The 21,221-nt window shown below is 64.5% G+C and carries 18 protein-coding genes; 11 read left to right on the forward strand and 7 right to left on the reverse strand.

All coding sequences use genetic code 11. The features are described 5' to 3' along the window. The first annotated feature begins 13 nt into the window (after nt 1-13). The 3 genes from JQ587_RS33945 to JQ587_RS33955 all read left to right on the forward strand — a co-directional run bounded on the left by JQ587_RS33945 (nt 14) and on the right by JQ587_RS33955 (nt 3,807). Nucleotides 14-1,510 (forward strand): carboxylesterase/lipase family protein, encoded by a 1,497-nt coding sequence (locus JQ587_RS33945; RefSeq protein ID WP_212428246.1) that lies wholly within the window; start codon nt 14-16, stop codon nt 1,508-1,510. Beyond that, on the forward strand, nt 1,507-3,165 hold the full coding sequence (locus tag JQ587_RS33950; protein WP_212428247.1) for a carboxylesterase/lipase family protein: 1,659 nt from the start codon (nt 1,507-1,509) through the stop codon (nt 3,163-3,165). Before JQ587_RS33945 ends, JQ587_RS33950 begins: the two co-directional genes overlap by 4 nt. A 396-nt stretch (nt 3,166-3,561) precedes the next feature. After that, nucleotides 3,562-3,807: a hypothetical protein gene (locus JQ587_RS33955; RefSeq protein ID WP_212428248.1), complete on the forward strand. Its 246-nt coding sequence runs from the start codon at nt 3,562-3,564 to the stop codon at nt 3,805-3,807. A gap of 198 nt (nt 3,808-4,005) precedes the next feature. On the opposite strand, the gene JQ587_RS33960 is transcribed toward JQ587_RS33955, so the two are convergent. After that, nucleotides 4,006-4,905 (reverse strand): ABC transporter substrate-binding protein, encoded by a 900-nt coding sequence (locus tag JQ587_RS33960; protein WP_212428249.1) that lies wholly within the window; start codon nt 4,903-4,905, stop codon nt 4,006-4,008. Nucleotides 4,906-5,223: 318 nt separating this feature from the next. After that, nucleotides 5,224-6,174, reverse strand: coding sequence for an alpha/beta hydrolase (locus tag JQ587_RS33965; RefSeq protein WP_212428250.1), 951 nt, complete (start codon nt 6,172-6,174; stop codon nt 5,224-5,226). A 182-nt stretch (nt 6,175-6,356) separates the two neighbouring features. Here JQ587_RS33965 and JQ587_RS33970 point away from each other — a divergent pair, with 182 nt between their 5' ends. Beyond that, a complete protein-coding gene (locus tag JQ587_RS33970) occupies nt 6,357-6,560 on the forward strand; it encodes a hypothetical protein (protein ID WP_212428277.1) in 204 nt (67 codons plus the stop codon). A gap of 15 nt (nt 6,561-6,575) precedes the next feature. On the opposite strand, the gene JQ587_RS33975 is transcribed toward JQ587_RS33970, so the two are convergent. Continuing rightward, complete coding sequence (locus tag JQ587_RS33975; protein ID WP_212428251.1) at nt 6,576-7,886, reverse strand: MFS transporter; 1,311 nt, start codon at nt 7,884-7,886, stop codon at nt 6,576-6,578. Between the two features lie 306 nt (nt 7,887-8,192). Here JQ587_RS33975 and JQ587_RS33980 point away from each other — a divergent pair, with 306 nt between their 5' ends. The 6 genes from JQ587_RS33980 (at nt 8,193) to JQ587_RS34005 (ending at nt 14,050) form a co-directional block, all read left to right on the forward strand. Beyond that, nucleotides 8,193-9,854, forward strand: coding sequence for a thiamine pyrophosphate-binding protein (locus JQ587_RS33980; RefSeq protein ID WP_212428252.1), 1,662 nt, complete (start codon nt 8,193-8,195; stop codon nt 9,852-9,854). Between the two features lie 3 nt (nt 9,855-9,857). Continuing rightward, nucleotides 9,858-11,123: an NAD(P)/FAD-dependent oxidoreductase gene (locus tag JQ587_RS33985; RefSeq protein WP_212428253.1), complete on the forward strand. Its 1,266-nt coding sequence runs from the start codon at nt 9,858-9,860 to the stop codon at nt 11,121-11,123. Between the two features lie 109 nt (nt 11,124-11,232). After that, nucleotides 11,233-11,937, forward strand: coding sequence for a GntR family transcriptional regulator (locus JQ587_RS33990; RefSeq protein WP_249154658.1), 705 nt, complete (start codon nt 11,233-11,235; stop codon nt 11,935-11,937). A gap of 116 nt (nt 11,938-12,053) precedes the next feature. After that, entirely contained in the window at nt 12,054-12,614 is a 561-nt protein-coding gene (locus JQ587_RS33995) for a thiamine pyrophosphate-binding protein (protein ID WP_249154659.1), read from the forward strand. A gap of 5 nt (nt 12,615-12,619) precedes the next feature. Further along, nucleotides 12,620-13,210 (forward strand): thiamine pyrophosphate-dependent enzyme, encoded by a 591-nt coding sequence (locus tag JQ587_RS34000; RefSeq protein WP_212428255.1) that lies wholly within the window; start codon nt 12,620-12,622, stop codon nt 13,208-13,210. A gap of 57 nt (nt 13,211-13,267) precedes the next feature. Beyond that, nucleotides 13,268-14,050 (forward strand): SDR family NAD(P)-dependent oxidoreductase, encoded by a 783-nt coding sequence (locus tag JQ587_RS34005; protein ID WP_212428256.1) that lies wholly within the window; start codon nt 13,268-13,270, stop codon nt 14,048-14,050. 166 nt (nt 14,051-14,216) lie between these two features. On the opposite strand, the gene JQ587_RS34010 is transcribed toward JQ587_RS34005, so the two are convergent. Genes JQ587_RS34010 through JQ587_RS34020 form a run of 3 tightly spaced genes read right to left on the reverse strand, consistent with a single transcriptional unit; the run spans nt 14,217 to nt 17,988 of the window. Continuing rightward, nucleotides 14,217-15,011, reverse strand: coding sequence for an IclR family transcriptional regulator (locus tag JQ587_RS34010; protein WP_212428257.1), 795 nt, complete (start codon nt 15,009-15,011; stop codon nt 14,217-14,219). 20 nt (nt 15,012-15,031) lie between these two features. Further along, nucleotides 15,032-16,765, reverse strand: coding sequence for an FAD-dependent oxidoreductase (locus JQ587_RS34015; protein WP_212428258.1), 1,734 nt, complete (start codon nt 16,763-16,765; stop codon nt 15,032-15,034). An 8-nt stretch (nt 16,766-16,773) separates the two neighbouring features. Next, a complete protein-coding gene (locus JQ587_RS34020) occupies nt 16,774-17,988 on the reverse strand; it encodes an ABC transporter substrate-binding protein (RefSeq protein WP_212428259.1) in 1,215 nt (404 codons plus the stop codon). A 264-nt stretch (nt 17,989-18,252) separates the two neighbouring features. Here JQ587_RS34020 and JQ587_RS34025 point away from each other — a divergent pair, with 264 nt between their 5' ends. Next, nucleotides 18,253-19,554, forward strand: coding sequence for an MFS transporter (locus JQ587_RS34025; protein WP_212428260.1), 1,302 nt, complete (start codon nt 18,253-18,255; stop codon nt 19,552-19,554). 6 nt (nt 19,555-19,560) lie between these two features. On the opposite strand, the gene JQ587_RS34030 is transcribed toward JQ587_RS34025, so the two are convergent. Continuing rightward, the gene (locus JQ587_RS34030; RefSeq protein ID WP_212428261.1) at nt 19,561-21,033 is read right to left on the reverse strand and encodes a glycosyl hydrolase family 79 N-terminal domain-containing protein; all 1,473 of its coding nucleotides are present in this window, start codon (nt 21,031-21,033) and stop codon (nt 19,561-19,563) included. Nucleotides 21,034-21,221: the final 188 nt, after the last annotated feature.

A 21,221-nucleotide genomic window follows, 5' to 3' on the forward strand; every position in this document is an offset into this window, starting at 1 on the left:
GGATAACGATCGTATGCTGACCCACGCTGTTTCGACCACGCTCGGCCCCGTCATCGGGGCCGAGCAGGGTGCTGTCCGCGCCTTCAAGGGCGTGCCGTTTGCGACCGCGCGGCGATTTGCCAAGGCGACAGCGCCGCTTGCGTGGGCGGAGCCGCGCCGCTGCACGGACTACGGCGCGTATGCGCCGCAGCCTGGACATCTCGATCAACCAGAGGAATCCTGTCTCAGCCTGAACATCTGGACGCCTGTCGGGGCCGATCGCCCGCTTCCGGTACTGTTCTTCATCCATGGCGGCGCCTTCGTCACCGGCGGTGGCGCCGATTATGACGGGGCATTCCTCGCCGCTCACGGCCCGGCCGTCATCGTCACCATCAACTATCGGCTCGGCCCGCTCGGCTTCCTGCAGCTGCATCGTCACGGATTGGGTGAGGCCAACAATCTGGCGATCTCGGATGCACTGGCCGCACTCGATTGGGTGCACGCCAATATCGCCAATTTCGGCGGCGATCCCGATCGGGTCACGCTGTCGGGTCAGTCAGCCGGCGCGTCTATGGTGATTGCGCTCGCGACGCTGCCGCAGGCCAGAGGAAAGTTTGCCCGCGCGCTGGCGCTGAGTGCGCCGGGTCGCAACATCATGAGCGCCGATCATGCCGACCACGTCGCGCGCCGCGTGCTGGCCGAGCTTGCGCTCGAGGACGACGCGAGCGCGATCGCTTCCATGCCACTGCCAGAACTCTTTGCGGCGGTCGAGCGCGTCGGACGCAGGCTCGCGGATGAGACCGATGCCGGCACCGTGTTCGGCCCGGTGCTCGACGGCACGGTAATCCCGCGCGAGCCGCGTGATGTCTTTGCCGAGGGCAGCTTGCGCGACATCCCACTCTGGCTCGGCTCCTGCCGCGACGAGATGGTGATGTTCCTGAAGAGCACGCCGCCGGCCGCGATGATCCGCACCACGGAGCGGAACGTGCGGGTTGCGTTCGGCGATGCCGGCTGGGAACGTTTGCTGGTCTGCTATCGGGGCTCGACGCGTCTTGGCGAGGATCCGTATGAGGCGTTGCTGTCGGATGCGTTCTGGCATCGTCCGATGGCCGATCTCGCGCGGTGCCACGCGGCCGCAGGCGGCGCGGTGTGGCTGAGCCGGTTCGACCATCGCCCGGCGCTGGAGCCGTTCCTGTCGCAAGGGCCGACGCATGGCGCCGACAATGCCTGCCTCTGGGCGCATCCGCCTGATTTCATCGATCGCCCGATCCTGAAACGAAGGGGCGGCCCGATGACGCCGGCCGATATCGACGTCGCGGCGCGGTTTCAGACGAGCCTGCTGCGTTTCGTGACATCGGGCGCGCCGGATGTCGCAGAAGCGTGGCCGCGGTTTGAGCGAAATAACGAGCCTCTCGCAATCTTCGGCCAGCCGTTTCATATTGTGCCTCTCGACGAAGGCGCGCGCTTCCGCCTGTGGGCGGAACTGAGCACAGGCTCCAACGATAAAAACAACATGAGGGAGGCCGTATGAGCGTCGTGAACGGGCACGCTACGTGGTCCACTGTCGCGATCGCCTCGCTCCTTGCGCTGCTGGCGACTTCGCCCGTGACTGCGCAGATCGTCGCGACGCCTGTTCCCGGAGACCCCGTCAACATCGACAGCGGCGCCGTCTCCGGCAAAGTGCTGCCGTCGAACGTAAAGGCCTATTTCGGCATCCCCTTTGCCGCGCCGCCGCTCGCTGATCTCCGCTGGCGCGCTCCGCAGAAGGTCGAAGCGTGGAAGGGCGTTTATCACGCCGACCGGCTGGGACCCGAATGCATCCAGGTGCTGCGCCGGCACAATCTCAACCATTATTTCGGCGAGGAGGCGACCAGCGAGAACTGCCTCTATCTGAACATCTGGGCGAGCGCGGATGCGAAGCCGGGTGCGAAGCTCCCGGTCGTGGTCTGGATCTATGGCGGCGGCTTCACCCTCGGCTCCAGCGGCATGGCGATGTATGACGGCGAGAACGTTGCGAAGAAAGGCACGGTCTTCGTCAGCTTCAACTATCGCGTCGGCATTCTGGGCAATCTCGCGCATCCCGAGCTGACCGCGGAATCGCAAAACCACGCCTCCGGCAATTACGGTCTGATGGACCAGGTTGCGGCGTTGCAATGGGTCAAGCGCAACATCGCGCAGTTCGGCGGCGACCCAGATAACGTGACCATCACCGGGCAGTCGGCCGGCGCGATGTCGGTGTCGGCGCTGGAGGCGAGCCCGCTCGCCAAGGGCCTGTTCAATCGCGGCTTCGCGATGAGCCTGAGCATGTTCGACAACCGCTTCAAATTCCCGGCGCTGCCGGCGGCCGAGAAGATCGGCCTCGAGGTGCAGGCGGCGCTCGGCGCATCCTCGCTGGCCGAGATGCGGCAGATCCAGGCCGACAAGATCCTGGCGATCCAGAAGGATTGCCAGCTCGGCTGCGCGGGAACGATCGCCGTCACGCCCGATATCGACGGCTACGTGCTGCCCGATACGGTCCCGAACATCTTTGCTGCCGGCAAGCAGAATGACGTTGCGACCGTCGCCGGTTTCACCAGCGACGAAAGCTCGAACGATCTACGCACTGCGGGGACGTTAGAGGCTTATGTCGCTGCTGCGAAAAAGCTCTACGGCGACCAGGCCGATCGCTTCCTTGCGCTCTATCCTGCCAAGACCGACGCCGAGGCGAAAGCCATGGGGCTCACCGCCGCACGCGAAGGGCTGGTCGAGATCGGCACGCGCAACTGGGCCGAAGCTCAGGCGAAGACCGGCAAGGCGCCGTTCTACATGTACATGTTCTCGCGCGTGCATCCGTTCGCGCCCGGCGTCGAGTTCTTCGACAGCCCGCAAAAGATCGGCGCCTATCACACCTCCGATGTGCCCTACTGGTTCGGAACGCAGGACGCCTTCAACAAATTCCGCACCACGCGCAACTGGACCGAGTTCGATCGCGCGCTGTCCGAACGCATGATGGACACGCTGGTGGCCTTCGCGCGCACGGGAAATCCGGCGACGTCGGCAACGCCGTGGCCGCAATGGAAGCCCGACGCGCAGGCCTATGTCGAGTTCGGCGACGCTACCGGCGTGCGAGAGGAAAACCGGGCGCGGCTCGATTTCCATACGCCGGCCAACGTCACCCCGTCGACACCGCGGGTGTCGCGGGACTAATTCTGGTCAGATCGCCAGCCATGGCCGAACACCCGAGCGCGCGCTCGATCTGTCCGCTGAGAATGCCCAGCATGTGCGAGGCCGGCGCGGAAGCGTCTAGCCGTCGCAACCCAAGACTCCAAAATGTGAGAAAGTATAAGGGCCGCATCTTCGTCCAACTTCGGAGGGTGCGTCAATCTGTCATTACCGTGAGTGGCCGCACAAAGGCCCGGCCTGCTCAGGCATGATCCGGAACATCTATCCGCAAAGGCGATGTCGACTATCGGCGGACCGGACGCGTGGCGTGCCTGCCTCGACCGCTGCTTGTGCCCCGTTCCTGAAGTTGGGCGCCTCCATTGCCGGGGCATGAGGATTTCACTATAAATCTATGGCAGGTCATTTCCTTGGAGTATTTTGATGAGAACGCTTTATTGCTCAGCTATTTTCGTGGCCTTGATTTCGACTTCTGTTCCAAGCTCTGCACAAAAAGCCATTGGCAAGTGCATGAGGGCCGATTGTGCGGGCATGCAGGCCTATTGCAGCGAAAGCCGTAGTTCAGGGAAGACTGGAACCAACTGCGAAGCTGCCGGTGCACAATGTACCAAAGCCAAGAAGTGGGTCGGCACCACCCCGGATGGTAAGAAGTGGTCGTGTACTTTTTAGTCTCTCGCAAGATCGCCCTAGCGTAGAAGAGGCCGCCGCCAAGGCGGCCTCTTCGTTTCGAATATCCCGACGTCGGTCGTTGCTGACCTTTTTAGGCGAGCGACCATGGCTCTGGTTTGTGGGTTAGAGCGGACCAGCCCCGGTGTGGAGCGACGTCGCAGTGTGACCCGGAGCGGACCTTCAAGGAAGATCCTTACTTCACTCAATTATTTGGTCGGCGCGAACGAGGATCGAGGGCGGCACGGTGAGACCTAGCGACTTCGCCGTCCGCGTGTTGATCGCAAACTCGAACTTGGTTGGCTGCTCGATCGGCAGTTCTGCGGGATTGGCGCCTTTGAGTATCTTGTCAACGTAGGTGGCGGCGTGCCGCCAGATTTCCTCGATATCGGCGCCGTAAGAAGCCAGCCCTCCGGCCTCTACGTACGGTCGGAGCTCATACATCGCTGGAATGCCGCTCTGCGCGGCGAGCTCGGCAACTTCTCTCGCGCGACTGAACAGGATGGCGGAGGCAGGAATTAGAAGCGCGCCAGCGCCGGCATCGGCAGCAACTTTGAAACCGTTCGCAATCTCCGACGGCTCCCCGATCTGGACTGAAACCATTTTCCATCCCTGCGCCTGCCCCACTTTTTGAGCCGTCGTCCATAACTCCGGTTTCGATGTGTCCCAGAAAACAGCCGCGATTTCCGCGACTGGATTGAGTTCTTTCAGCAGCTCCAGCCGCTTGCCCGTGAGTTCCGTGCTCTGCAGGCTCATTCCAGTAAAATTCCCTCCCGGACGGGCGAGGCTTTGCACGTATCCTTGTGACACCGGATCTGGCGCGGCCGTCATGACCACCGGAATGGTGCGGGTCGCCTGTTTGAGCAATGCGAGGGTTGCGCCACCGCCCGTCGCGACGATTACGTCGCACTTGAGATCGACCAGTTCGGTAACGGTCGCAAGACTCTCGATTCCTCGCGGCTCGGTGACAAAGTCGCGCCCATAAACATAGCCCAACTCGGCCATGCCACGCAAAAACATGCGCACATTACGACTGCGGGGCAACGGCCCAGTTATGTCATCACTGGTCCAGCCGATGACGACGACGCCGATTCTGATCATCTTGCGCGCCGGTTGTGTGCGAGCTGCTCTTGGGCAAGCCAGAGCCATGGCGCCTAAGGAAGTCAAAACCTTTCGCCGATTGATCATGCGCAGACCTTTACCCGATCGGTTTTAGGAGCAATGGCCATCCAGGCAAGATAATAACCATTGCCGTCACATTTACATCGGGGTTGTCGCCTCGGCTCTTTTCTGCTTTTGGCCGAAGCGACAGTTGAGGGATGTTCGCTATTCCGCCGCTATCGAGGGTGGAGCAGACATCAGGCAAGCTGACGACGAGCGTTTATATGATTGCTTGCCCTGTCCGGTCCTGCGCGGGCCTCAAGGCTTGCCCTTCAGCGTGCGGTCGAAAAAGGCGAGCACCTCGGCCATCACCTCGGGATTGCTGCTGACCTGGCCAAAGCTGTGGCCGGCGCCTTCGACCCGGATGAAGGTGGCGGGACGCTTGGCGGCGGTCAGGCCTGCGTAGAGGTTCTCGCTCTCGCTGATGGGAACGACGACGTCCTTGGTGCCGTGCACGATCAGCATCGGCGGCGTCTTGTCGGAGATCTGCGCGACCGGATTGGCCTTCTTCACCTTCTCGGCGTTGGCGGGATCCTTGGCGTCGAAGCCGAGGAAGGCGCTCTCCACCGACATGCCCGGGCTGCCGTTGACGGCATTGGAATCCATGCGGTGCGAGAGGTCCATCGGACCATAAAAGATCACGGCTGCCTGCACCGCGCTCGATTGGCCGGGCCAGCGGTCGCTGTCATAGTCCTTGATCTCGCCTGTGGTTGCCGCCATCGCCGAGAGATGGCCGCCGGCGGAGTTACCCCAGACGGCGATGTGGTCCGGGTCGATGTTGTAGATCTTTGCGTTGGCCCGCAAGAAGCGGATCGCCGTCTTCACGTCTTCGAGCGGCTTGGGGAAATTTGCCTCGCCGATGATGCGGTAGTCGATCGCCGCGACGAGATAGCCGGCCTTGGCGATCGGCGACAGCTGCGGGATCAGCGCTGCGCGGTCGATGCTGCGCCAGCCATTGCCTGAGACGAACACGATGGCCGGCACCGGCTTGTCACTGACCGGCTTGATGATATCCATCATCAGATGTGGCCGCGCAAAGCCGTTCGGGATGTCGGTGTAGGTGACGCCGGGCTGCAGGGTCGCGAGATTGATCGGCACGCCGCCCTTGATCGTTTTCTCCTCCGCCGAGGCCGGCCTCGCAACTCCGAGCGTGAGAAGCGCAAAGGCCGTGATGATCGAATTTGCGACGCGCGGATGCCGCAGGTGCATGGAGTCCCTCCCATTGTTGTTGGGTGGAAGCTCGGCGATCCCGGCTTTCGCTGTCAATGACCAAGAGGTATTTTGGGCTGAACATGATGTTCAGTCCCGTGCTTTTTCGTGCTCAGCCGAGGGACGACAGCCGGGCTGCACCTGTAATCTGCTTCACAGGCGGATGCGACGATCTGCGCTAGATGAAGTCAGGCCCCGCGTTTGCGCGGCCGGGTTCGGAGCTGGCGATGATTGCTGCACTGGCAAGAGCAATATCCCGCGCGACGGGAACCAATGTCGAGGTCGAAACTCTGAAGATCCTGATGATCTTCTCCGGCGCGGGCCTGCTGGTCTCACTCGTCGCCGCGATGATCTACGGACAGGCTTTCAACGCCGCTCTGTTCTGAGCGCGTTGCGATCCGTCAGGCGACCGGTTCCTTGGGACGGCTTCGCTCACGCGGCGCCAGCGGCGGTGCCTGCTTCAGCGGAGCAGTTTCGCGAGCTGCTTCGTCGCTGCCTGAAGTCTGCTCGACCGGCGCGGGGCCGCTGTCGCGATAGGCGACGATCCAGATCAGGAAGCCGAGGACTGCCAGCGCGGCACCAACAGGACCGGTGGAGGTCCAGCCCCATCCCTGACGAATGGCGAGGCCGCCGAGGAACGGGCCCAGCGCGTTCGCAGTGTTAAAGGCCGAATGGTTGAGTGCGGCGGCAAGCGCTTGTGCGTCTCCCGCGACGTCCATCAATCGCGTTTGCAGGATAGCACCGAGCGCGACGCTGGCGCCGATCGCGAAAATGTCGATCGCGAGCAGCCAGGGATTGCCGGCTACAAGCGGAAACACCAGCAACGCCACGGCCGCAAACACCAGGATGCCGCCGGCGGTCGGCATCAGCGCGCGGTCGGCAAAGCGCGGCACGAACAGATTGCCGAGCGTGGCGCCGATGCCGAAGATCGCCAGGAAGAACGGAATGACCTCAGTGCTGACCTTGGTGATCTCGATCAGGGTGGTCGCGAGATATGTGTAGACGGCGAACATGCCGCCGAAGCCGATGGCGCTGATCGCGAGCGTCGTCCACACGCGGCGGCTTTTGAGCGCGCCGAGCTCGCGCAGCGGATCCGACCGGCCGGCCTGGTCGCGCGGCGCGAACAGCGCGCACAGCAGAACCGTGAGCAGCGCCAGCACCGACACGAGGCCAAAACTCGCGCGCCAACCGACCGTTTGACCGATCAAATTGGCCAGCGGCACGCCGATGATGGTGGCGACAGTCAGGCCCAGCATCACCTGGCCGACCACTTGCGAGCGGCGGTGTTGCGGAACGAGCGAGGCCGCAACCAGGGCGGCAATGCCGAAATAGGCGCCGTGGGGCAGGCCTGAGAGGAAGCGGGCCGCCACCATCGAACCAAAGCCGGGTGCAAGCGCGGTGAGGGCGTTGCCGAGCGCGAACACCGTCATCAGCGCCAGCAGCTGCGTGCGCCGCGCGAACTTCGCGCCGAGCACGGCGATCAGCGGCGCGCCCAGCACCACGCCGAGCGCGTAGGCGCTGATCGCGTGTCCGGCCGTCGGCTCGTCGATATGAAGGTCGGCCGCGAAGAACGGCAGCAGGCTCATCGATGCGAATTCGGTGGTTCCGATCGCAAAGCCGCCCATCGCGAGCGAGAACAGAACGATGGCGAGATGAGGGGGTGCGGAAGCCGATTTCGTTTTTGGCGAGGTCGCGTGAGGCGAGGTCGTCATGTGTCCTGCATGGATGGCGGCAATGGGAACCAACCCAGCGAACGTCGCCATCCCCTGCACTCTTTGTCTCACCTACTTAAACCCGCATCGGTGCGCGTCAACGGCGGAAGTGCTGCGAACGCCGGCTGCATATCTGCCTCCCGGTTTGCTCAGGGCATCCGAGGCCCGCGACCGCCGTGGGGCCCCGCAGAACGACGCCGGGCGGTTGTTTCGGCCTTGCACCTGAATTCCGCCTGTCCTACGCCACCTCGGAACAAACTTGCGCGAAGCCTTGAAGCGCATCGCCAAAGCCTGCAGGGAGCCGTCATGACCATTCGCAACACCCGTACCGGGGGCCAGATCCTGATCGATCAGCTGGTGGCCCAGGGCGTCGATCGCGTCACCTGCGTGCCGGGCGAGAGCTACCTCGCGGCGCTCGACGCGCTGCATGACAGCCCGATCGACGTGGTGATTTGTCGCGCCGAAGGCGGTGCCGCGATGATGGCGGAGGCCTATGGCAAGCTCACGGGACGGCCGGGGGTCTGCTTCGTCACCCGCGGCCCTGGCGCGACCAATGCGAGCCATGGCGTCCACATCGCGATGCAGGATTCGACGCCGATGATCCTGTTCGTCGGCCAGGTCGACACCGGCATGCGCGAGCGCGAAGCATTCCAGGAGCTCGACTACAGGGCGGTGTTCGGCCCCATGGCGAAATGGGCGGTCGAGATCGATCGCCCCGACCGCATTCCGGAGCTGGTCGCGCGTGCCTTCCGCGTTGCCATGCAGGGCCGTCCGGGCCCCGTGGTGATCGCGCTGCCGGAGAACATGCTGACCGAGACCGCTGCCGTTGCCGACGCCATGCGTATCGAGCCGGCGGTGAGCTGGCCGGCGCCCGCCGATATCGAGCAAGTCGGTGCGATGCTTGCCGGTGCCAAGGCGCCGCTCGTGATCCTCGGCGGCTCGCGCTGGACCGATGACGCCACCAAGAGCATCGCGCGCTTCGCCGAACGCTTCGACCTGCCGGTCGCGACCTCGTTCCGCCGGGCATCGCTGATCGACGCCGATCATTCCCACTATGCCGGCGATCTCGGGATCGGGCCGAGCCCCGGCCTGAAGGCGCGCATCGATAATGCCGACGTCATTCTGCTCGTCGGCGGCCGCATGTCGGAAATGCCGTCCTCGTCCTACACGCTGCTCGACATTCCCGCGCCGAAGCAGAAGCTGATCCACGTGCATCCGGGCTCGGAAGAGCTCGGCCGCGTCTATCAGCCGGCGCTCGCGATCCAGGCGACGCCGGCGGCCTTCGCGGCTGCCGTCGAGACGCTGAAGCCCGCAGGCGCCGTTGCCTGGAAGGGCGAGGCCGCCAAGGCGCATGCAGATTATCTCGCCTGGACCGACAAGGCGCGCGAGCTGCCGGGCACGTTCCAGTACGGTCAGATCATGACCTGGCTGCGCGACCGCCTGCCCAAGGACGCGATCGTCTGCAACGGCGCCGGCAATTATGCCGGCTGGATCCATCGCCATCACCGTTTTCACAGCTTTGCCGCGCAGCTCGCGCCGACCTCGGGCTCGATGGGTTATGGCGTGCCGGCGGGCGTGCTCGCCAAGCGGCAATATCCGGATCGCGTCGTGGTCGCCTTTGCCGGCGACGGCTGCTTCCTGATGAACGGCCAGGAGTTCGCGACCGCCGTGCAGTACGACGCGCCGCTGATCGTCATCGTGGTCGACAATTCGCAATACGGCACCATCCGCATGCATCAGGAGCGCGACTATCCCGGCCGCGTCGTCGGCACCCAGCTGAAGAATCCCGACTTCGCGATGTACGCCAAGGCGTTCGGCGGCCATGGCGAGCGCGTCGAGCGCACCGAGGAGTTTGCGCCGGCGTTCGAGCGCGCGCTGGCCTCGGGCAAGCCGTCGATCCTTCACTGCATCATCGATCCGCGCGCGCTCTCGGTCGGCAAGGATTTTGCGCCCGCGGTGAAGGCCTAGCCGATGCCTGAGGGCCGCCACGTCGCCATCATCGGAGCCGGCGCGGTCGGCGTGATCAGTGCCATCGAGGCGCTGCGCGAGGGCCATGGCGTCACGCTGATCGACGCAGGTGTGCCCGGTGGCGAGCAGGCGGCGAGCTATGGCAATGCCGGCTGGCTCTCCTCGCATTCGGTGATCCCGCCGGCAGAACCTGGCGTCTGGAAGAAGGTGCCGGGCTATCTCCTGGACCCGCTCGGGCCGCTTGCGATCCGCTGGTCATACTTGCCGAAGGCGCTGCCCTGGCTGATCAAGTACCTGCTCTCGGGCTGGACCGCGGCGCGGGTCGAGAAGACCGCATTCGCACTGCGCGATCTCCTGAAGGATGCACCGCTGCTGCACCGGAAACTTGCGGAAGAAGCGGGCGTGCCCGAGCTGATCGAGCGCAACGGCGTGATGCATGTGTTCCCGTCGCGTGGAAATTTCGACAACGACCTCGGCTGGCGCCTGCGCAGGAAGGTCGGCGTCGAATGGCTGGAGCTCAATGCCGACGAGATGCGTCAGCGCGAGCCGGACCTGGATCCGCGCTACAGCTTTGGCGTGGTGGTGGAGGAGGCCGGCCGCTGCCGCGATCCCGGCGCGTATGTCGCCGCGCTCGCCCAGCATGCGCTGGCGAGCGGTGCGAAGCTCGTCCATGCCCGGGCGACCGGCCTCAAGCTGAACGGCAACAAGCTCGTTGCCGTTCTTACCGAGACCGGCGAAATTGCGTGCGACGCTGCGGTGGTCGCTGCCGGCGCGCATTCCAAGCGGCTGACCGCGTCCGTTGGCGATCCGCTGCCGCTGGAGACCGAGCGCGGCTATCACGTCATGATCGAGAACCCGGAGACCGGCCCGCGCAGCTCGATGATGGCATCGGACGCCAAGATGGTGGTGAACTGGACCAACAAGGGCCTGCGCGCCGCCGGCACCGTCGAGATCGCCGGCCTGGAGGCCGCGCCGAACTGGAAGCGCGCCGAGATTCTGCGCGGCCATCTTCTCAGCATGTTCCCGAAATTGCCAAGGGATATTCCCCCCTCGCGCATCAAGACCTGGTTTGGTCATCGCCCGAGCATGCCCGATGGACGTCCCTGCATCGGCTACGCGCGCTGTTCGCGTGACATCGTCTATGCCTTTGGCCATGGCCATGTCGGCCTGGTCGGCTCCGCCCGCACCGGCCGTCTTGTCGCCCAGCTCTTGAGCGGCAAGCAGCCCGAAATTCCGCTCGCGCCGTTCGCGCCGACGCGCTTCCTCTAAAGGCGCGCCACGACCTATTTTTCCGGTTCGGTCTCCCGCCTCGTTTGCATTGCCATCGGCCCCGCCACCCCGGTATATGTTTGGGTGTGTTGGGGCATGATTGCAGCTGATGATGAGCAACGTGGAACTGGCTTCCGATAGTATCGTCGATCGCGTCTATGAGCAGCTCAAGGCGATGGCCGTGAGCTATGAGTTCAAGCCGGGCGAGCGGCTCAACGAAGGCGAGCTGGCGAAGCGCCTCGGTGTCAGCCGTACCCCGCTGCGCGAAGCTCTCAACCGCCTCAACACCGAAGGCTTCCTGCGCTTCATACCGGGCAAGGGCTTTTTCTGCCGCGAGCTCGATGCGCATGAGATCTTCGATCTCTACGAGCTGCGCAAGTCGATCGAGGTTGCCTCGGTCCGCCTCGCCATCAAGCGCGCCAAGGACGAGGACATCGACGCGCTGCTGAAGTTCCTTGAAGCGACCGGGCCGGATCCCGGCGATCGCTCCTCGGTGGAGCTGGTCGAGCTGGACGAGACTTTCCACGAGCGGCTGATGGGCATGTCGAACAATGCCGAGATGCTGCGTGTGCTGCGCAACGTCAACGCCCGCATCCGCTTCGTGCGCTGGATCGACATGGACAGCATCAATCGCTCCACTACGCAAGCCGAGCACCGCGCCGTGGTCGAAGGCTTGAAGGCGCGGGATGAGGAGGCTTGTATCTCGGTGCTGGAGAAGCACATCGACCGCCGCTTGGACCGCATCACCTCCGCGATCAAGGAAGGCTACGCGCAGATCTACATGCCGGCCGCGGCGAGGTCTGCGGCGAATTGAGTTCTCTTCACCTCGCCCCGCCGCTCGCGGCCAAGCCAGCTATACAATCCCTCGATATCTGATCGCGCCAGACGGTCAGGGCCTTCGCGCCCCAACTTCGCTAGCGTGCCGCTCGAATGTCACGGAGACACGCGGTGCCCAGCCCCAAGCCGAATCTCGAAACGCGCGCCAGCGATGACTGGCCGTCCGAGCTCTATCGCATCCTGAAAGCCGCCGAGGTCAGGCAGATGTCCTATGTGCCGGATGCCGGCCATAGCCAGCTGATCCGCATGTTCTCCGCTGACCGCGACGTCATCACGAATGTGCTGACGACGGAGGAGGAGGGCATCGCCATCGCGGCGGGCGCTTGGCTCGGCGGCCAGCGCAGCGTGCTGCTGATGCAGTCGAGCGGGGTCGGTAATTGCATCAACATGCTGTCGTTGTCGGCGATGGGCCGCTTTCCGCTCTTGATACTGGTGACGATGCGCGGCGAATGGGCCGAGTTCAATCCCTGGCAGGTGCCGATGAGCCGGGCGACGCAGCCCTCGCTGGAGGCGATCGGCCTGAAGGTGATGCGTGCGGAGACGGCGGAGGATCTGGTCGAGACGGCCGAAGCTGCAGCCTCGCTCGCCTACGAGTCCGATCAGCAGATCGCGGTCCTGATCGGGCAGCGCCTGATCGGCAAGAAGCAGTGGTGATATCGATGTCCGTTCCCTCTCAACTCGATCGTCGCGCCGCCGTTGCGGCGCTCCTGAAGGACCGCAAGAACACCCTGGTCGTCTCTGGTCTGGGCTCGCCGACCTATGATCTGCATGCGACCGGCGACCGCGACGACAATTTTTATCTCTGGGGCGCCATGGGCGGCGCTGCGCTGATCGGGCTGGGGCTCGCGCAGGCCCAGCCGGGCAAACGCGTTGTTGCCTTGACCGGCGATGGCGAGCAGCTGATGGGCCTCGGCGGCATCGCCACCATCGGCGTCGCGCGCCCGCGCAATCTCGACATCGTCGTGATCGACAACCAGCATTTTGGCGAAACCGGCATGCAGGCGAGCCACACCGGTCGCGGAGTCGATCTGACGGCAATCGCCACGGCTTGCGGCTTTGCCGCAACCGCGACGGTGCGGACGCTGGAGGAGGTACAGCGCCTCGCCGCGCAGCTTGCCGAGCCGGCCGATGGTCCGCGGCTTTTTGTCATCAAGGTCAGGGCAGAAAACCCGCCGCGTTCGCTGCCCTCGCGCGATGCCGTCTTTATCAAGAACCAGTTCCGTGCTCATCTCGGCTTTGCGGCGGCCTAGCCCCCGGTCCTGATCCGGCGTAGGCCTGCCCCAAGCAGCTATCCTGGAGTGAGACCCATGAAACTATCCGGCAAGGTCGCCGCCATCACCGGCGCGGCACGCGGCATCGGCAAGGCCTGCGCAAAGAGATTCCTCGATGACGGCGTCAAGGTCGTCATCTCGGATGTCGATGCCGAGGGCCTTGCTGCGACGGCAGCCGAGCTCGGCCGGCCGGATGCTCTGCGCACCGTCGTCGGCAATGTCGCCAAGCGCCCCGATGTACACCAGCTCGTTGCCACCGCCGCGAAGGAATTCGGCCGGCTCGACATCATGGTCAACAATGCCGGCGTCGCCCGCAACCGGGACTTACTTGAGATCTCCGAAGAAGAGTTCGACGAGATCATCGGCATCAATCTGAAGGGCGCGTTCTTCGGCGTGCAGGCCGCGGCCAAGCAGATGATCGCGCAAGGGAGCGGCGGCGGGGTCATCATCAATATGTCTTCGGTGAACGCGCTGCTCGCGATCCCGGCGCTTGCGACCTACGCGATGTCCAAGGGTGGCATGAAGCAGCTCACCTCGGTCGCGGCCGTCGCACTCGCTCCGCACAACATCCGCGTTGTCGCGGTGGGGCCTGGCACAATCCTGACCGACATGGTGGCGTCGTCGATCTACACCTCCGAGGATGCCCGCAAGACCGTGATGTCGCGCACGCCCGCCGGCCGCGGCGGTGAGCCGAGCGAGGTGGCCTCTGTAGTCGCGTTCCTTGCGAGCGACGATGCGTCCTACATCACCGGACAGACGATCTATCCGGATGGCGGAAGGCTGGTCCTGAACTACACGGTGCCGGTGAAGGACAAGTAGGGGGCGGCTCCATTCTCGGTGTCATCGCCCGGCTTGACCGGGCGATCCGGTACGCCGAGACAACAGTGATGGAGCCGATCGGCTGCGGCGTACTGGATGCCCCTTCGGTTCACGATGCAAGTGCAACACCTGCTAAGGTGTTGTTGTGAGGCGGGCAGTTTGCCCCTCACTCCGCCGCGATCGTCATCCCATAACCCAACCGCTTCGAGATCCCGCCCGCGCAGTCGCGTAAGGCGTGAGCGATGGGACTTTCCCAACGCGCATCAAATGTGCCCTCCGGTCCCATCGCAGTGATGACCAACGCGACATGGCCGGCATGGTCGAACACCGGCGCCGAGAATGCATTGACGCCGGGCAGGGGATCGCCAAGCGCGCGGGCGAGGCCGTGCTTGCGGACCTCAGCCAGCATCTCGGCGACCTTCGCGCCCTTCACCGCGCGCTTGGGATTGTAGCCGACACCCTGGCGATCGAGCCCGCTTTCGAGCGCCGCGTTGATCGTCTTCTCCGGCAGGAACGCCGCGAAGGCGCGCCCCGTGGCGGTCTCCAGCAGCGCCATCACCGAGCCGGCGCGCATCACGATGTGCACGGGCTGGCCGGGTTCTTCGAGTTGCACCACGGTCGGCCCATGGGTGCCCCAGACCGCGAGCGAGACGGCGTGCCCGACCTGGCTCGCGAGCGCGGCGATCTTCGGCTGCGCGATGCGGACGCCGGAGAGACGACGCAGGCTGATCAGGCCGAGCTCCAGCGCCAGCGCGCCGATCTCGTAGCGGCCGGTGGTCTCGTCCTGCTCGATCAGCCCGATGCGGGAGAAGCTGGCGAGATAAGGATGCGCCTTGGCCGGCGTCATGCCGGCCTCGCGGGCGAGATCGCGCAGCATCATCGGCTCGCCGCTTCTGGCGAGCGCGCGGAGCAGTTCTCCGCCGACCTCGATCGACTGGATGCCGCGGCTCTCTCTCTTCATGCGCCTCCGATGCGCCTGGCTTACGCCGCGTTGCGCTTGGCGGCGCTGTCGGCGAGATGACGCCCGGCAATGTAGCCGAAGGTCAGCGCCGGCCCAAGCGTGATGCCGGCACCGGGATAATTGCCGCCCATGATGCTCGCCATGTCGTTGCCGGCGGCATAAAGCCCCGGAATCACCCGGCCCTCGGCGTCGAGCGCCCGCGCATTCTCGTCGGTGACGATGCCGGCATAGGTGCCGAGATCGCCGATCACCATCTTGATGGCGTAGAACGGACCGTTCTCAATCGGCGCGATGCAGGGGTTGGGGCCGTGCATGGCGTCGCCCTGGTAGCGGTTATAGGCCTTCGAGCCCTTGCCGAAGGCGGCGTCGTGACCCTGCGGCGCGGTCGCATTGAATTGCCTGACCGTCTCGGTGAACGCCTTTTCATCGATACCGGCCTTCGCCGCCAGCGCCACCAGCGTGTCGCCGCGCATGAGATAGCCGGTGTTGAGGTGGTGACCTGTTGGCATCGGGAAGGGCGGCACGCAGCCGAGGCCGTATTTGCGCAGCGTTGGGTGATCGCAGACCAGATAGGCCGCGATCTCTTCGCCCGGCTTTGCGGCCTTGATCATGGCCTGGACGAAGTCATGATAGGAATTGCCTTCGTTGGCGAAGCGCTTGCCGTCGCGCATTACCGCGATCACGCCGGGCTTGGCGCGGTCGATGAAGTGCGGCATCACGCCTTTGGAGCCGTCCTTGCGCGTCGTCAGCGACACCGGCACCCAGGCGGCCGCATTCGGCAGGCGATCCTCGATATGTCCGCCGGCGCTTTCGGCAAGGCGCAGGCCGTCGCCGGTATTGCCGGTCGGTCCCGGTGAAAAATGCTCGTTGCCGGTGGGCGCATGCGGAAACATCTTCTTGCGCCGCTCGACGTCGTGCGGAAAGCCGCCGCAAGCGAGCACGACGCCCTGTCGCGCGCGGACGCGCACGTCGCGGCCCTCGCGCGAGACGATCGCGCCGGTGACATTGCCGTTCTCGACCGTCAGCTCGCGCACCGGCGAGGACAACCACATCGGGATCTTCAGATCCTGCGCGGACTTTGCGAGGCGCCCGGCGAGCGCATTGCCGTTGGTCAGGGTCATGCCGCGGCCATGGCGCAGGACGTCCATCAGGTGGCGGGACAGGCGTTTTGCGACATAGACCGCCGAGGTCAACGATTTCGTCGCACGCATGAAGTGGACGATGTCCTTGCCGGAGCCGAGCATCATGCCGAACACGGTGAGCTCGGGCAGCGGCATGCTCAACGCCTTGATTTGGTCGCCAAGCTCGCGGCCGTCGAACGGGCGCGTCACCATGGAGCGGCCGCCCTGCGCCCCGCCGGGCGCTTCGGCATGATAGTCCGGAAACACCAGCGGCATGTCGAAGCGCAGCGCGGTTTTGGTGGTGAAGAAATCAACCGCCTCGGGGCCGGCACCCAAGAACGCATCGACGCGCGCCGCGTCAAAATTGTTGCCGGCCTCGTGGCGTAAATACGTGCGGGCCTGCTCCGGTGTCTCTTCGATGCCGTAGGCTTTCGCCAGCGACGTGCCGGGAATCCACAGCCAGCCCCCGGAGCGGGCGGTGGTCCCGCCGAAGCGCGGCTCCTTCTCGACGATCAGCACCTCGAGACCGCGATAGCGTGCGGTGATCGCCGCCGACATGCCGGAGCAGCCCGATCCGGCCACGAGCACGTCGCACTCGTACGTTTCGCTTGCGTTGTGCTCGTTGCCGGTCATGTCTCACCTCACTTCTTCAGCAGCGGACATTTGGATTCGGAGACAGGACGGAAGGCGTCCTCGCCCTTCACGGTCTTGACGATCTCCAGATAATCCCAGGGCTCCCTGGACTGCTCGGGCGACTTCACCTTGGCCAGATACATATCGCGGATCACGCGCCCGTCTTCGCGCAACTTGCCGCCGTGAACGAAGGTATCCTCGATCGGCAGCTCGCGCATCTTGGCCATCACCTTGGCCGGATCGTCGGTGCCGGCGGCCTTGATGCCCTTGAGGTAATGCAGAACCGAGCCGTAGACGCCGGTGTGGATCATGGTCGGCATCACATTGGTGCGGGCCAAGAACTTCTTGGACCAGGCGCGCGTCGCCTCATCCATGTTCCAGTACGACGCCGTGGTCATATAGGTGCCCTGCGCGGACTTCAGGCCGATCGCATGCACGTCGGTGTCGAACATCAGGAGGCCGACGAGCTTCTGGCCGCCCTGGACGAGGCCGAACTCGCCGGACTGCTTGATGGCGTTGTCGGTATCCTGGCCGGCATTGGCGAAGGCGACGACGTCGGCTTTCGAGCTCTGTGCCTGCAGCGCGAAGGAGGAGAAGTCGGCGGTGTTGGTCGGATGCTTGACGCCGCCGAGCACCTTGCCGCCCATCTCGTTGATGAAGCGGGTGGCGTCCTTCTCGAGCTGCTGGCCGAAGGCGTAGTCCGCGGTGATGAAGTACCAGGACTTTCCGCCTTCCTTGATCACGGCGGACGCCGTCACCTTCGAAAGTGCGTAGGTGTCGTAGGTGAAGTGCACGGTGTTCGGGCTGCACAGCTCGTCGGTCAGCGAGCTCGCGCCGGGCCCGGAAAGCAGGGCGATCTTGTTGCGCTCGCGCACCATGTTGTGCACGGCGATCGCGATGCCGGAATTGGGGATATCGACGACGGCGTCGACCTTGCCGTTGTCGAACCAACCGCGCACGATCTGCACGCCGACGTCGGTCTTCATCTGGTGGTCGGCGCTGATGATCTCGATGGGCTTGCCGAGCACGGTCGGTCCGAACTCCTCCACCGCCATCTTGGCGGCCTCGACCGAGCCCGGTCCAGAGTTGTCGCGGCCCCAGCTCGACAGGTCCGTCAGCACGCCGATCCGCACTGCATCGTCGGAGACTTGCGCGCTCGCGACTGTGGTTATGGCAGCCGAAGTCATCGCCGCGAGCATGGCGCAGGCCAAAAGCCCTCTCATCGTCGTTCCCTCTCTTTTTTGGACCGCTTGGCGCGGCCGGCTATTCTGGCGATAAATCAGATATTAGCGAATGAATTTGTCAATGGCGAATAGGGGGCCGACCGCGTACCCCGCTGTCGTCCTGGGTTTCGCCAGGACGACGATGAGGCGGCAGTGGTGCGAAAATCTCGCATTGTGATCTTGGTGAGAGGCGATGCCTCCGCAGGTTGCAAGTCTGATCCCGATTATCCATGATGCCCACCGGAATCTTGGGGCGGCATGGCAATGACGGCAGCAACGGGGATCTCCGCTGCGGCGGAGAGGTCGACGACGGCGCATGTGGTGTGGGCGAGCGCGCTCGGCACCGCGATCGAGTGGTACGACTTCCTGATCTACGGCACGGCCGCCGCGCTCGTGCTGAACAAGCTGTTCTTCCCCAGTTTCGATCCCTTCGTCGGCACGCTCGCGGCATTCTCGACCTATGCGGTCGGCTTCGTGGCGCGGCCGATTGGTGGCGCCATCATCGGGCATTACGGCGATCGGCTCGGACGCAAGAGGATGCTGGTCGCGACCATGATCGCGATGGGGCTCGGGACATTCCTCATCGGCTGCCTGCCGACCTACAGCCAGATCGGTGTGTGGGCGCCGATCCTGCTGGTGATCCTGCGCTTCGTTCAGGGCATCGGTCTCGGCGGCGAATGGAGCGGCGCGGTGGTCATGGTGGTCGAGCATGCCGGCAATCGCCGTGGCTTCTACGGCAGCCTGGTGCAAATCGGCTTTCCCGTCGGCGTCGCGGCTTCAACCGGCATTTTCGGCCTGATGACACAATTGCCGGAGGCCGATTTTCTGAGCTGGGGCTGGCGCGTGCCGTTCTGGATCAGCCTTGTGCTGGTCGGCGTCGGATTCATCGTGCGCATGAGACTTGCAGAGACGCCGCACTTCAAGGAGGTGGTCGAGCGCAAGGAGGTGCTGGCGCAGCCAGTATGGGAGGTATTGCGGCGCGACTGGCGCAGCTTTCTACTGGCGATCGGCATCACGGTGTCGGAAGTCGGGCTCGCTTATCTCCTCACCGTCTTCATCGTGGTCTACGCCACGACAAGCCTCGGGCTGCCGCGCCAAGTGATCCTGAATGCGGTCGTGTACGCCGCGATCGTCGAGTTCGCGACGCTGCCGCTCGCCGGCTGGCTGTCGGACATTTTTGGCCGCAAGGCGCTGTATCTTGCCGGCGGCGTCTTCTCGGTGGCACTGGCGTTTCCGCTGTTCTGGTTCCTCGATACCAAGGAGCCGGTGCTGATCACGCTTGCGCTGGTCGTCACGATGACGCTGACGCATGCGCTGCTGTTCGGGCCAAAGGCCGCGTTCATGCCGGAGTTGTTCCGCACCCAGGTGCGCTATAGCGGCGCCTCGCTCGGGGCAAATGTCGCGGCTGCGATCAGCGGCGGCTTCTCGCCGCTGATCGCGACAGCGCTGCTCGCCTGGGCCGGCACGTACTGGCCGGTGTCGCTCTACATCATCGCGCTTTCGATCATCACCATCATCGCGACATTGATGACGCCGGAGACGGCGCGCGACTCGCTGAGGTCGTGAGCGCCTCTACCGGCAGGCGGGATTCGCCGCGTCCGGAAACACCAGGAAGGTGATGGTCTCAGGCGTAAGTCGGATCGTGCCCGCGGACTCTGCTCGCGGCTCGAGCCGGGGTAGCTTGTCATCGGCCTTCAATGCGAGCGTCTTGCCATTCATTTGCACGATGGCGCCCTGGAGCCGGGCCGCATGCAGCGTGTATCGTTCGGCGGGAGCTGACAGCGTCACGGCGCGCGATGTCCGCTGCGACGTGTTGATCGCAAGTATGGACACCGCACCGCGCTGACCCGGATGGCAATGCGCATAGAGATGCAGATCGGGCGCGGCACCTGCGCTGACGTCGAGCACGGTCGTTCCCATCAGCCGATGCCAGAGCAGGGCGGCCCAGTAGTTCGGCCGAGGCAGGAATGTCCCTTCGTCGAGCAGTCCGTAGTCGCTGGCGGCGAGCGTGTTGTGCATCACCACCTGAACGCCGGCCCTCGCCAGCCGCCCAAGCTGGTCGAGATAGCGAAAGGTATCGAGAAATGTCTTGTCCCAGCGGTTGCCGCCGCAGGCGGCATCCGCGGTCTCCGTCACCCAGATCGGCTTGCCCGGCTCGAATTCGTCGCGCAGTCCGCGGTGGACGGCAAGCGCCGCGTCGGTCCGCGAAAACCAGTCCTCGGATAGCGCCTGGGCGGGATCGTCGTGCACGCCGCAGCGAGGCGAGAGCGTATTGTAGTGGTGATAGGAGACGCGATCGAGGCCCGGGCCCGACGCTGCGAGCAGATCGCGCGTGTTGATGCCGGTGGCCGAGGATGAGGCGGAGTCGCCGACCGAGCCAGGTCCTGCGATCAACGTCTCTGGCGATGCTCGCTTTATCCATGTCTGAAAGATCTTGAAGTCGCGGCCGTATGCATTGGCGTCATATCCCGCCGGCGGGCCATTGTCCGCCGCGAGCGTCGGCTCGTTCATGAATTCGGCGGCAGCGATGCGGCCGCCGAGCGATCGCGTGAAATCGACGAGGCGCTGTGCCTGATCCGGCGTCCAGGCGCCGTCAGTGTCGCGGCTGCCGGGACTGACGGCAAAGGACGTCACGATCTCCGCATTGGCGAAGTGCGTGAAGTCAACGACGCTGCGCCATTGTGTACGGTTGAGCACGGTGTCGAAGCCGGCAGGCGGTGCGGCTGGCGGATCGTCGGTGTCGGCGAAAAAGGCCGCATTCGCCCAGGTGCCGCTTACGCGCAAATAGGCCGGCCCGAGCGCCGCGGCCAGCTTGCGCAGGCGCGTGCTAGCGAGATCGATCGGCGGTCGATAAGCGTAGCGATCGCTGTGACCGCCTCCTTGCGCATAGGGTTTCCAGAATCGTCCGCCGGTCACCTCCACCATTTCGATGTTGTACGACTGGAAGCGCGGATCGATCGTGCCGATCGCTCTCATTGCTTTGGGATCGACGATCTCCGCGCTCTTGCCGGTCCCCTGCAATAGCGCGACGATAAGCAGTGCCATTCCGGCGGCGCGGATCGCGCGCGCAGATACATCCAGAATTCTCCACCCGGTCCCCTGCATGGCGGTTGCCTTGTCAAATGACTGATCCTAACGCTTCGTCCGCATGATGCGCTGCGATATCGAGGCCAAAGGCGTTGCCCGGAGATGTCTGATCCACTATCGGTCGATCCGACGCGAATGGCCGTCCC

This window comes from Bradyrhizobium manausense (assembly GCF_018130615.1).
GTDB classification, from domain to species: Bacteria; Pseudomonadota; Alphaproteobacteria; order Rhizobiales; family Xanthobacteraceae; genus Bradyrhizobium; species Bradyrhizobium manausense_A.

Excerpts from the sequence above, each read along its gene's own strand:
- JQ587_RS33945 (WP_212428246.1), top strand. The coding sequence starts at position 14 with ATGCTGACCCACGCTGTTTCGACCACGCTCGGCCCCGTCATCGGGGCC.
- JQ587_RS33950 (WP_212428247.1), top strand. The coding sequence starts at position 1,507 with ATGAGCGTCGTGAACGGGCACGCTACGTGGTCCACTGTCGCGATCGCC.
- JQ587_RS33955 (WP_212428248.1), top strand. The coding sequence starts at position 3,562 with ATGAGAACGCTTTATTGCTCAGCTATTTTCGTGGCCTTGATTTCGACT.
- JQ587_RS33960 (WP_212428249.1), bottom strand. The coding sequence starts at position 4,905 with ATGATCAGAATCGGCGTCGTCGTCATCGGCTGGACCAGTGATGACATA.
- JQ587_RS33965 (WP_212428250.1), bottom strand. The coding sequence starts at position 6,174 with ATGCACCTGCGGCATCCGCGCGTCGCAAATTCGATCATCACGGCCTTT.
- JQ587_RS33970 (WP_212428277.1), top strand. The coding sequence starts at position 6,357 with ATGAAGTCAGGCCCCGCGTTTGCGCGGCCGGGTTCGGAGCTGGCGATG.
- JQ587_RS33975 (WP_212428251.1), bottom strand. The coding sequence starts at position 7,886 with ATGACGACCTCGCCTCACGCGACCTCGCCAAAAACGAAATCGGCTTCC.
- JQ587_RS33980 (WP_212428252.1), top strand. The coding sequence starts at position 8,193 with ATGACCATTCGCAACACCCGTACCGGGGGCCAGATCCTGATCGATCAG.
- JQ587_RS33985 (WP_212428253.1), top strand. The coding sequence starts at position 9,858 with ATGCCTGAGGGCCGCCACGTCGCCATCATCGGAGCCGGCGCGGTCGGC.
- JQ587_RS33990 (WP_249154658.1), top strand. The coding sequence starts at position 11,233 with ATGATGAGCAACGTGGAACTGGCTTCCGATAGTATCGTCGATCGCGTC.
- JQ587_RS33995 (WP_249154659.1), top strand. The coding sequence starts at position 12,054 with ATGTCACGGAGACACGCGGTGCCCAGCCCCAAGCCGAATCTCGAAACG.
- JQ587_RS34000 (WP_212428255.1), top strand. The coding sequence starts at position 12,620 with ATGTCCGTTCCCTCTCAACTCGATCGTCGCGCCGCCGTTGCGGCGCTC.
- JQ587_RS34005 (WP_212428256.1), top strand. The coding sequence starts at position 13,268 with ATGAAACTATCCGGCAAGGTCGCCGCCATCACCGGCGCGGCACGCGGC.
- JQ587_RS34010 (WP_212428257.1), bottom strand. The coding sequence starts at position 15,011 with ATGAAGAGAGAGAGCCGCGGCATCCAGTCGATCGAGGTCGGCGGAGAA.
- JQ587_RS34015 (WP_212428258.1), bottom strand. The coding sequence starts at position 16,765 with ATGACCGGCAACGAGCACAACGCAAGCGAAACGTACGAGTGCGACGTG.
- JQ587_RS34020 (WP_212428259.1), bottom strand. The coding sequence starts at position 17,988 with ATGAGAGGGCTTTTGGCCTGCGCCATGCTCGCGGCGATGACTTCGGCT.
- JQ587_RS34025 (WP_212428260.1), top strand. The coding sequence starts at position 18,253 with ATGACGGCAGCAACGGGGATCTCCGCTGCGGCGGAGAGGTCGACGACG.
- JQ587_RS34030 (WP_212428261.1), bottom strand. The coding sequence starts at position 21,033 with ATGGCACTGCTTATCGTCGCGCTATTGCAGGGGACCGGCAAGAGCGCG.